The 10,923-nt window shown below is 39.0% G+C and carries 8 protein-coding genes; 4 read left to right on the top strand and 4 right to left on the bottom strand.

Annotated features, from left to right (window positions below; genetic code table 11):
• Positions 1-41: 41 nt before the first annotated feature.
• The 4 genes from BV375_RS32390 to BV375_RS32375 all read left to right on the top strand — a co-directional run bounded on the left by BV375_RS32390 (position 42) and on the right by BV375_RS32375 (position 4,156).
• On the top strand, positions 42-641 hold the full coding sequence (locus BV375_RS32390) for a cytochrome b/b6 domain-containing protein (RefSeq protein ID WP_086768193.1): 600 nt from the start codon (positions 42-44) through the stop codon (positions 639-641).
• A gap of 41 nt (positions 642-682) precedes the next feature.
• The gene (locus BV375_RS32385) at positions 683-1,405 is read left to right on the top strand and encodes a molybdopterin-dependent oxidoreductase (RefSeq protein ID WP_086768191.1); all 723 of its coding nucleotides are present in this window, start codon (positions 683-685) and stop codon (positions 1,403-1,405) included.
• Between the two features lie 52 nt (positions 1,406-1,457).
• Positions 1,458-2,891 (top strand): bifunctional orotidine-5'-phosphate decarboxylase/orotate phosphoribosyltransferase, encoded by a 1,434-nt coding sequence (locus BV375_RS32380; RefSeq protein WP_086768189.1) that lies wholly within the window; start codon positions 1,458-1,460, stop codon positions 2,889-2,891.
• Positions 2,892-3,055: 164 nt separating this feature from the next.
• A complete protein-coding gene (locus BV375_RS32375) occupies positions 3,056-4,156 on the top strand; it encodes an AI-2E family transporter (protein WP_086768187.1) in 1,101 nt (366 codons plus the stop codon).
• Here the strand turns inward: BV375_RS32375 and BV375_RS32370 are convergent.
• The 4 genes from BV375_RS32370 to BV375_RS32355 all read right to left on the bottom strand — a co-directional run bounded on the left by BV375_RS32370 (position 4,145) and on the right by BV375_RS32355 (position 10,627).
• Positions 4,145-4,834 carry an SAM-dependent methyltransferase gene (locus BV375_RS32370; protein ID WP_086768185.1) on the bottom strand — a complete coding sequence of 230 codons (690 nt, stop codon included), beginning with the start codon at positions 4,832-4,834 and terminating at the stop codon, positions 4,145-4,147. The genes BV375_RS32375 and BV375_RS32370 overlap by 12 nt on opposite strands.
• A 162-nt stretch (positions 4,835-4,996) precedes the next feature.
• Positions 4,997-5,554 carry a dual specificity protein phosphatase family protein gene (locus BV375_RS32365; RefSeq protein ID WP_086768183.1) on the bottom strand — a complete coding sequence of 186 codons (558 nt, stop codon included), beginning with the start codon at positions 5,552-5,554 and terminating at the stop codon, positions 4,997-4,999.
• Between the two features lie 48 nt (positions 5,555-5,602).
• Entirely contained in the window at positions 5,603-8,242 is a 2,640-nt protein-coding gene (locus tag BV375_RS32360; RefSeq protein ID WP_086768181.1) for an EAL domain-containing protein, read from the bottom strand.
• Positions 8,243-9,679: 1,437 nt separating this feature from the next.
• Positions 9,680-10,627 (bottom strand): manganese catalase family protein, encoded by a 948-nt coding sequence (locus BV375_RS32355; protein WP_086768179.1) that lies wholly within the window; start codon positions 10,625-10,627, stop codon positions 9,680-9,682.
• Between the last annotated feature and the right edge of the window lie 296 nt (positions 10,628-10,923).

The raw sequence follows: 10,923 nt of genomic DNA, 5'->3' as shown, positions 1-10,923 counted from the left end.
TAGAATAGGCTGTTTGTCTCAGACAAATAAACTAGATATCTATGACTTCAACCATTCCCTCTAAAGCACGGAAGTTACCAACTCAAGCAATAGGAGCTAAGATTTTCCACTCTGGTAATATCATTAGTTTGTTCCTCATGGTTACCAGTGGGCTGCAAATTTATAATGCCAATCCTGTTTTTGGTGGACGTGCAGGTTTACACATTTCGCCTTTATTTACATTAGGAGGTTGGCTAGCTGGGGGTAGACATTGGCATTTTTTCGCCATGTGGCTATTTTCCTTAAATTTATTGTGGTATGGAGTTTACATTTTAATTACCCGACGTTGGCGACATAGATTTGTGGGTGTCAACGATCTTAAAGCATTACAAAAAAGCCACAATTCCAAGCGGTTGATTTATGCTTGGCATCGCATTGTTTATACAGCTATTATTCCTATTTTGCTCTTAGCATTAATTACTGGCATAGGAATGTATAAACCTGCGCAATTTCCCTGGATTGTCAATATATTTGGGAGTTGGGAAGCATTGCGGATTGTTCACTTTTCCTCAGTCCCAACAGTAATTATATTTGCGATCGCTCATTCTCTACTAGGGCGTAAAGCTGGGGGTGAGGAACTTACAGAATCTATGTTTTGGTAAATTCGCTGCTCTTGCTACCAAAGAATTTGATATTTTTGAATATGGGTTTAATTCGCAATCATCGTCTTCAATTAACACGCCGTCAATTTTTCCAAATTTCTGGGTTATCTGGTGTCAGCTTTTTGCTAGCTGGCTGTGGTACACCGAGTTTTGAAGATTTAGTAGGTAAACTTTCCGAACCGCTAAATCAAAAAGTAGAAGCATTGATATTTAATCCCCAAAAGCCAGTACCAGAATTTCCAGCCAGTGAGATTCAACCAGAAGCATTAATAGTTAATACCTTTAGAGCTACTCCAATTATTGATCAACAAAAGTATCGTTTAATTGTTGATGGTGAAGTCAATAATCCTCTCAGCCTGAGCATGGCAGAAATACAAGCTTTACCTTTAACTTCCATGATTATTCGCCATGTTTGTGTAGAAGGCTGGGCTGCGATCGTGCAGTGGGGTGGTATACGTTTAAAGGAGATTATTACCCTTGCTCAACCTAAAGCTAATGTCAAGTATGCTTATTTTAAATCAGCCGATGGCTACTATGAAAGTTGGGATATAGCATCGGTGTTGCATCCCCAAACTTTATTAGCCTATCAAAAGAATGGTGAGCCTTTACCAATTGATAACGGTGCACCTCTGCGTTTGGCTTCGCCTATTAAACTGGGTTATAAGCAAAGTAAATGGGTGACTCAAATTACACTAGCTAGTTATTTATCGCCTTTTAAAGGCTATTGGGAAGACCAAGGTTACGAATGGTTTGCGGGACTTTAAAAAGTGCTTAATCTGGTTAAAACTTAGCAATATTACCTTTAAAAAAATGACTATGAAATTTTTCGATAAATTACATGACAATATTGCCCGCAATCAAAGCTTACTATTTGTAGGACTCGATCCAAATCCCGAAATGATGCCTGCTCGTTATGAATCTCAAGATATCATGACTGGCTTGTGGAATTGGTTACAATTTATTATTTCTGAAACTGCTGATTGTGTTTGTGCTTATAAACCAACACTGGGCTTTTATGAAGCTTTAGGTATTCCAGGTTTAGAACTGCTGTACAAAACTTTAACAGCTATCCCAGACCATATTCCAATTATTTTAGATGCTAAACACAGTGACTTAAATACCAGTACTATTTTTGCTCGTACTGTGTTTACACAATGGCGGGCAGATGCTATTACGCTCAGTCCCTACACCGGGCAAGATCATGTAGCACCATTTTTAGTTTATCCTGATAAAGCTGTATTTATTTTGTGTTGTACATCTAATCAAGGGGCGGAAACTTTACAGCAATATCCTACCAACGAATCGCCTTTATACTTGCAGGTGGTAAAAGAATCAAAAAATTGGGGCACTCCAGAACAATTAGGACTAGAGGTGGGAACTACAAATCCTGATGTTTTGGCATTAATTCGAGCAGTTGCACCCGAAAGAATTATTATGGCTCGTAGTATCTGGGCAGAGGGTAGCAATTTCAATCAAATTTTAGCAGCAGGCTTAAATAATAACGGTGATGGACTGCTAATTCCTGTACCTCAAGATATGTTAGGAACTCCACAATTAGCTACAGAAATTCACTCTTTAAGGGCAGAAATTAATCAAGCTAAAACTAATATTATTCAGAATAATTCTACCTGTTCTGTATGGTTACCCGATGTGTGTTTTTTAAATCAACACCCGCAGCAAGATTTAATTTTACAATTGTATGATATCGGCTGCATCATGTTTGGTAACTTTGTGCAAGCCTCGGGAGAAACGTTTCCATATTACATTGACTTACGTAAAATTATTTCTAATCCTCAAGTTTTTAATCAAGTTCTAAGTGCTTATGAGCAGATTTTGCAAAACCTAAATTTTGATAGGATAGCAGGTATTCCCTATGGTTCTTTACCCACAGCAACAGGTTTAGCTTTGCGCCTTCATTATCCGATGATTTTTCCTCGTAAGGAGGTCAAAGCACATGGAACTCGCAAGGTAATTGAGGGTAACTTCCATCCTGGTGAAACTGTGGTAGTTGTTGATGATATTCTCATCAGTGGCAAAAGTGTGATGGAAGGTGCAGAAAAATTGCAATCTGCGGGACTAAACGTTAATGATATTGTGGTATTTATCGACCATGAACAAGGGGTAAAAGATAGGTTGAGAAAAAATGGTTACCATAGCTATGCAGTTTTAACTATTTCCGAAATTACAGAAACGCTGTATCAAGCAGGACGCATAAATGAAGAGCAATTTTTAGCTTTTAAAGAAGGTTAGAACTGCTGCCCATAATTCAAAAATAAAAAGTTGTTTCTTCTAGGTTTGGTATTATCTTGAACATTATTAAATATATAATCCTAGAATAATTATGACAGCGAATTTACAATTATAGGAATATTTCTTGTGTCACATCGCAATAGTAATAGTTTATTGAATTGATTATGAATTTTTCTCTAAATCAACTTATCAAAATATTAATTTTGACACTGCTATTTCCTTTAGTTTTTCTCAATGGTTGGCTAGCATTTCAATTTTTTAAATACTTCCAACCAATAGTCACAATTTTAGTACTAGCAGGTTTGCTTGCTTTTATTTTAAACTATCCTGTTTCGATTCTTCAGCAACGTGGAGTTAAACGTAACTATGCAATAGGAATAGTTTTTATATCAGCTTTAATTATTTTTATTGGTTTAGCTGTTGTCTTATTCCCCATTGTATTAGAGCAATTTAATGAAATGGCTAAATTGCTGCCCCAATGGATCGATGCTAATGAAGCAAAACTCCAAAGTTTAAATAATTCAGATTTAAACCAAAAATTAAAGGTTAATATAAGTCAAATACTATCTCAAGTTTCTAATCACGTACCTGATGAATTAGAGTATTTATTTAATCACTTTCTAAGTATTATCAGAGATACCATTGATAGCCTTTCAGAGGCAATAGTAACAGTGGTATTAACTTTTTATTTATTAATAGATGGTAAACGAATTTGGGAGAGTATATTTAACAAAATACCTTGGGGCTTTGCGCAACAGGCTAGACAGTCTCTGCAATTAAATTTTCAAAATTACTTGATAGGTCAAGTAAGTTTAGCGCTACTGATGGGAGTTGCCGAAACCGTATTATTTTTAGTTTTCCAAGTCCAGTTTGCTTTACTCTTTGGTTTAGGTGTCGGGCTTTTAAGCTTAATTCCCTTTGGTGATGTCATCAGCCTGATTGTAATTATTTTAATTATCGCTTCACATAATGTTTGGCTAGCAGTAAAGATTTTTGCTGTAGCTATTATTATCGACCAGTTAATCGACCAGGCGATCGCACCCCGTCTTTTAGGGCGTTTTACAGGACTTAGACCGATATGGGTGATAATTTCCCTGCTAGTAGGAACTTATATAGGTGGTTTGTTGGGTTTGCTAATTGCCGTACCTGTAGCTGGTTTTATTAAAGATGCAGCAGATGGTTTTATGTCTGTATCTAATGATTCTAAGAATGTGATTGAGGGTGAAGAAATAGCGGAAATGTTAACAGAGAAATCAACTTCTTAATCGAGCAATCCTCAACATCCGATTTCCACCAAGCTGTAGTTCATATTCAACTTCTTTAATCTCTACATTGTAATCTTTAGCAGTGTAATGCTTCACTATTGCATCTAAATATGGAGAAGGTTCCAACATTAGTGTTATTAAAGGAAATATTCTAATTTCCTTAGCAATACGTAGCATCTCCTCAATGGAATTGAGGTGAAAATCATAAGCGAAATGATCTGAATATAAAAATAAAAAATGTGAACAAAGAGCTAGGTCAAATGCTTGGTTTGAATATGCTAACTTTGGCAATTCGCCAACTTCATACCTATGATTATTTTTACCAATCTCATAATCAGCAATAAATTTTTGAATAACTTCTACTCGATTGGAGCGTAAATCATCTGGAGATTTATGATAGCTCCATACCCAATCATTAGGTGTAGCTTTAACTTGGTTAATAATGTTATCAACTACTTGATTAAAGCGTTGCAATATTTTATCGCTAGAAAATTGGTAAAGTGGATCAACTGAAATTACACTTTTACCTTGACTTGTCATTTCGGCATTAAAGCTTGCTGGTCCATCGCCAATCCCAATAATTTTTTTATTTAAATCTGCGTCGGTTAAATTGAACATTTTTATATATTCATCCATTGACCTCCCAAAAGGAACGACGTTATCTAGAACCATTGCCATATCATTTACCTCATGAGTAGAGCGATCGCCCAGGATAATAGCAATATTCAGAATATTTTTCCTGACGATATCTTATCTTAAGAATTACACTTCACTAAACGCCAATCATATAGATTTACGGAGCTAAATACAACTGCGATCGCAGCCTGACATTTCTCCTAGCTATGTAAACTCATCTGCACGTATTGTGAGGCGGCAATTATTCAACAGTGAGTCTAGTTCTTTGACAACTTGAAAGGGATTTCTGCCGCTAAACACAGATGCTATCGCAGCTTCATAAGGATTTCTGCCTGTTTTCTTAACCGCAGTTATTGCAGTTGTATTTGATAATCCGCGAACAGTTACCAACCATGCGGCTAGTATATGGCCAGTACGTCCGTTACCACCAGAACAGTGTACAACTACCTTCTCGCCTTGTTTTTTGGCTGCTATTAAAAAAGGAAGTATTTTCGTTGTGAGTGTATCTAAATCACATAGATGGAAATCTTCAATTGGTGCCCAGCAAACTTGCTGATTACCACCAAATTCTTGTTCATATCTCTTGAGCAAATTAACAGAATAATTAACTAAATGCTTTTCGGGAAGAAGACAACAAACTCGCTTGATATCTTGCTGCTTCATGTACTCAATCCAATCATGCACTTTCTGGTTTACATATCCAGGGCGCGCCGCACCAAATACTATTGATTCATTCTCCCCTGCTGGAGCAAACTTGTACATTTTGAATAGTCTAGCATCTGATTATTCTGATTTTAGCTTTCAGTTGTACTAATGCTTTACTTGTTCTTTTTGCAGTATTTCTGTGATTTTCTGGGCACAAAGCGGTCGATAGAACAGATAACCCTGTACATCCTCACAATTGATAGATTTCAAAAACTCTAGTTCTTCTGGTTTTTCTACGCCTTCAGCAGTAAGCCGTAACCCTAAACTTTGCCCTAATACCACGATCGCTTTGACAATATGAGCTACTTTGTGATCCGTTGTCAACTCTTGAATAAAAGACTTATCGATTTTTAGATGGTGAAGCGGCAAAAGCTGTAGGCGCGAAAGGGAAGAATGACCTGTACCGAAGTCATCGATAGAAAGGTAAATACCCATCTGCTTTAAATTTTCCAACACATTTCTGGTGAACTCTAAATCCTCAATCGCGGTTGATTCTGTAATTTCTAACTCTAAAAATTTTGGATCTAGACCTGTCTCTTGTAAAATACTAGCCAAAATTTCCACTAAATTCGGTTGGCGGAACTGTTTCAGGGAGAGATTGACAGCGACAGTCAGCGAAGGTAATCCTGCTTGTTGCCAAGCTTTATTTTGCCTACAAGCTGTCCGTATTACCCACTCTCCAATGGGGACAATCAATCCACTTTCCTCAGCAAGGGGGATAAAGACATTAGGCGCTACTAGCCCCATTTCCGGGTGTTGCCAGCGTAGCAGAGCCTCCATGCCAGTAATATCTCCCGTTGCAATATTCACCCTAGGCTGGTAGTACAGCATAAATTCATTCCGTTCTAGGGCATAGCGCAAACTCTTCTCTAAAGTTAGGAGTTCAGGCGTCTTAGTACTTAGGGAAGTGGTGTATAACTGGTAATTATTCCTCCCAGCATCTTTTGCGTAATACAAAGCTGCATCCGCATGTTGGATTAGGGTTTCAGGATCAGGACTATGATCGTTAAGGAGAGCAATACCAAGACTGGCGCTCACATACAGTTCGTGCCCTTCTATTTCAAAGGGATTTTCTAAAGCTTGTAAGATTCTCTGAGCTACCTGTTTTACCTCTTCGAGGTAATTGACCTGGGGCAGTAAGATGGTAAATTCATCACCGCCCCAACGCGCAACGGTGTCCCCACTTCTCAAGCAATCTTTCAATCTTTGAGCTACGGATTTTAATAGAATGTCTCCTAGTGTATGCCCTAGAGTGTCATTGATCACCTTGAAACGATCGAGATCGAGAAACATTACAGCTAGACTTTCCCGACTTCTAGCCGCATTAGGTAAAGCTTTATCAAGCAACTCATTAAACAATAGGCGATTAGGTAACCCTGTGAGCAAATCGTGAAGAGCCTGGTAGCGAATCCTTTCTTCTACTTGCTGACGCTGCCAAGCTCCACTGACACTGGCAGCCATTGTCAACAGGGTTGACTCTTCGTGTCTTGACCATTGACGTTCCTTTGAACAGTCTGCCAAACCCAGGTAACCCCAGAACTTTTCCCCCAGACACAGAGGCACTAAATAGATAGATTGAATCCTATCTCTAGCCAGAATTTTTTGTTCAGCGATAGGAAATTCACGGGTGAGTCCAATAATAGATTGTCCTTGGGAAAGGGCAGTATACCAACGGGCTAATCCAGAAGAGTCATAGCGCTGATTCTGCCAGTGGTGGCGTGAAGGCTCAATATGCGAGCGTGTCCATTCAAATCGTAGACTTACCGCCATTTCCTCCGTAACCGGATGCAAATGGTTTTTGAAGAGATAGGCACGGTCTGCTTCAGCAGCTTCGCCCAGCATCGCCAGAGCTTTCTCAACACCAGTTTCGTAGTTCATTTCGACCAGTAGATAATTGGCAGCTTCCGCGACTGCCTGTAGTAGACGGTCTCGCTGGCGAAGTTCGGCTGCGGCTCGCTTTTGCTCTGTAATATCTCTAATGATGAAAGTTCTAATTAAATCGCTTTCGGGCAGGTAATGAACGGATTGTTCAAAAACTTCTGTACCAACTTCTACCTCGCGAACGAAAGAATTTGCCTCTCGATTTTGAATTGCGCTTAGTAGTCCTGCCAAGACTGGGTGCTGCTCCCCAGCTTCCCTCAGTTTGGGAAACTTGGAAGATGCAGCTGGATTGAGATAAATTACTGTTCCCTCTGTATCCATTTCGATAATTGGATTAGGGATGAGTTCTGGAAAAGATGCTAGGCGAGCTAGTACTGTTTCACTAGCTCCTTCAAAATTAGAATCAGGAGCGACTAAGGTTTCAAAAGGATTGACGGGATTGGCTTGCTCCGACAGAAAGCTAGATATGTCTTCAACTGTAAAAGATTCAGAAAAAGCTTTTTCTGATAGGTTGGAAATAGCATAGTACTTCGCACTAACTTGGTTATTACCAAATGCGATGACATCTCCATGTTGAAGGTTATGAGAGAAGCATTTAGTACCATTGACGAATACACCATTCGTACTTTTTTTTCCTTTGAAGTCACCATCAATAATCCGAAAACCATATTGATCGGTTTCTGGAATAGTTACCCTTAATAAAATGGCATGTTGTCTTGACACTGAGCGCGAACGGAGGACTATAGCATTTCGTGAATCCCGTCCAAGAGAATAAGTAGCCTCTTGAAGGGGAATAGTTCGTTGCCCTTGCAAGTCTTTGACTACCAAAATGTGACGTATTTTTTCCCGCTCATTTGCTGGCATCCCTTTTCCTCACATTCTCATATCTTGGGGTCTTCTTTGGAAAAATACTACTCCAATAAGTCCTAACTTTGAGCTTCTACTTCTTAGATAAAGCTGCTCAATCAATTTGATCGGTATTTATGAGAGGATTGCCTAGCCATAATCCCAGGATTTTGCTATCTGGATCTGTATGCCTAATTATTTAGCCATTGTTTCCCATAGGAATCCCAGGCGTTTTCTCAACTCACTAGAATGATTGGAAAATTTGGCCTTACGGTCACATCTCTCGACTTTTCGTATATTCACTTCCCAGAATAAATTCAAATACGTCTTAAGATATATCGTATATTTGCGGATTTTTTGAAGATTGACGAAAAGACCAACAACCAAGACTATCTACCAATAAGGTAACCAAAATCAAATCTTAATAATTTCTATGTATAATTGCTTAATTGCAGCAAGGTTTTTTATCTAGCTTAATTATGGCAGTTTGCAAGATGATGGGATATATGGTTTACACAAGCTTACTTGTGATGAACTAACAATTTATCACTGTTGTTTAACCTGAAATTTTTGCTAACTATTAATATCTGTTGCAACTATAAATACTATTAATAGGCTCGCTGGAGTAAGAATAGCAAATCATTAAGGCTGGCGATCGCTCCTCAAAGTTACTAGGTTAGGAATTACTTGCCTTGGGAGTTGGCTAGGGTAAATGTATATCTTGCGTCGGTTGCAATAACCCGATTTTTTATAGTTTATTGAGAATGTTATCAGCTCCCTGGTAAAGCGATCGCCAACGTCTCGAAATTGCCTATGGTCACGACCGAGGAATTATTTCATTAACGCATGACTACAAAAAGTAAAGTTTAATTGCGAGAAGACTTCACCTCAATCTAAGAGTGATAATTTATTAATTGAAGCTAACAAGCTTTCCTGGCAGATCCAACAGCCAAAGTCCAAAGTTAAATTAAGTTAAGAGGTAAAAACGCTGTTTCAATATCTGTCTCGTCAACTAACAGCAACACCCAAATCTAACACTTACATTTCCTCGAAGTAGTTCTTAAATGAGGGCGATGTGACTGATTCTTTAATGACACTGCAAGTGTGATTTCAATCAGTGCAACCCTAGATAGTAGTGAAGAAAAGAGAGGAAATAACTAAGCTAGTAGAAATTTGGGTGTTGTTGTTTTAAGTAGACAAATTTTTGCAACATTGTTTGGGCGATCGCATCACTAGCGCCACCGTGCAAAATTTAAAATATTTATATTATTAGCTTTTGGGTCATTTCAAATAGTTAGTTTATTTGCACTTTGTTGTACTAGTAACTCCAACAGCAGCTTTATTTTATTTGCAAAATTTTGTAGGGTGAGCATTGACCATATATTTGTGTTTCGGTGGGCGATGCCCACCCTACTTCTAACTATCGGTCTACATGGGGGCATACCGCTAGTTTAGTTAAACCTCTGGGTTTTTGATTGTGACAGACTCAACCAAAGGAGGTGCGTTAGAACCATCACCCTGTACTTTCTGTTGCTGTTGAGTTTTGGGCGTACCATGCAATTGTGTTGGAGGCTGTGGCGGTTCTGGTTCTGGTCCTAGTGGCTGAGGATGGGAAACATATTGGAATTCGCCTTTACCATCCATTGAGGGGCCTTTTGCCCAAAGACCTTCAGCACTTTCGGTACCTTCAGAGTGGTTCCAGAATTGATAGGCGAACTCGCGTTTTTCCAATTCTAGTGGGAAAGAACTAGGAACCGGAGTGGTTTCCAATCCAGAACTTTCGAGGTCTTCAATAGCCGCTAACCACTGGTTTTGATGCATGGTATCACGGGCAATCATAAAGCTTAAGGTGTCTTTCACACCGCGATCGTTTGTCATCTCGTACAGGCGCACAGCTTGCAAGCGTCCTTGAGATTCGGCGTGGAGATTCGATCGGAAATCTGCCAATAGGTTACCACTAGAAACGATAAAACGACCGTTCCAGGGATAGCCAACACTATCAGAGGGCGTAGCACCTAAACCAGAGACAATGGCGTGTTGGGGATTCATCGCCGCTGCAATTACATCATTAATTACATCGCCTGGTTTAGAACCACCCATAACTGCACCCACCACAGCATCTTTAGCACCTTCTTGTTGTAATCTCAGTGGTGCTTTATCTAAAAGATGAGCGATGGTTGTTGCCAACATTTCAATGTGGCCAATCTCCTCAGTTCCCGTATCTAAAAGCAAATCCCGATACTTGGCAGGTCCTCGGCAGTTCCAACCCTGAAACAGGTATTGCATCATTACGGTCATTTCTCCAAAGGTGCCACCGATGAGTTCTTGAATTTTCATCGCGTAGACTGCATCGGGTTTTTCTGGGGGCTTGAAGTACTGTAATTTCTTAGTGTGGTAAAACATGTTAATTCCTAATTGATGAGACTGATTGATCAGATATTGCTAGGGCAGACAATGTAATTTTTGTCTTGCCTTCTCCTTCTAGGAAACTAATTAAAACTTATGTCTCCATCAGCCTCCAGCCAGATAAAAATATTACAAAAATTCCGATTATTTAAAACCATAGATACACACAAAAAAATACCGATAAATCTAGTGAATTTATCGGTACGGAACTGTGTTGATTTGCTCTTGAAAGAGGTTGAAATTTTAACGAGAATTCAGTAATCAGGAGCCAGAATTCAAAAGAAAATTTTTCA

The organism is Nostoc sp. 106C, from assembly GCF_002154725.1.
In the GTDB taxonomy this organism is placed as follows: Bacteria; Cyanobacteriota; Cyanobacteriia; order Cyanobacteriales; family Nostocaceae; genus Aulosira.
This window is presented reverse-complemented; position numbering and strand designations above follow the sequence as displayed.

What these genes read in the sequence shown, in the direction of transcription:
- BV375_RS32390 (WP_086768193.1), top strand. Translation starts at nt 42, where the DNA reads ATGACTTCAACCATTCCCTCTAAAGCACGGAAGTTACCAACTCAAGCA.
- BV375_RS32385 (WP_086768191.1), top strand. Translation starts at nt 683, where the DNA reads ATGGGTTTAATTCGCAATCATCGTCTTCAATTAACACGCCGTCAATTT.
- BV375_RS32380 (WP_086768189.1), top strand. Translation starts at nt 1,458, where the DNA reads ATGAAATTTTTCGATAAATTACATGACAATATTGCCCGCAATCAAAGC.
- BV375_RS32375 (WP_086768187.1), top strand. Translation starts at nt 3,056, where the DNA reads ATGAATTTTTCTCTAAATCAACTTATCAAAATATTAATTTTGACACTG.
- BV375_RS32370 (WP_086768185.1), bottom strand. Translation starts at nt 4,834, where the DNA reads ATGGCAATGGTTCTAGATAACGTCGTTCCTTTTGGGAGGTCAATGGAT.
- BV375_RS32365 (WP_086768183.1), bottom strand. Translation starts at nt 5,554, where the DNA reads ATGTACAAGTTTGCTCCAGCAGGGGAGAATGAATCAATAGTATTTGGT.
- BV375_RS32360 (WP_086768181.1), bottom strand. Translation starts at nt 8,242, where the DNA reads ATGCCAGCAAATGAGCGGGAAAAAATACGTCACATTTTGGTAGTCAAA.
- BV375_RS32355 (WP_086768179.1), bottom strand. Translation starts at nt 10,627, where the DNA reads ATGTTTTACCACACTAAGAAATTACAGTACTTCAAGCCCCCAGAAAAA.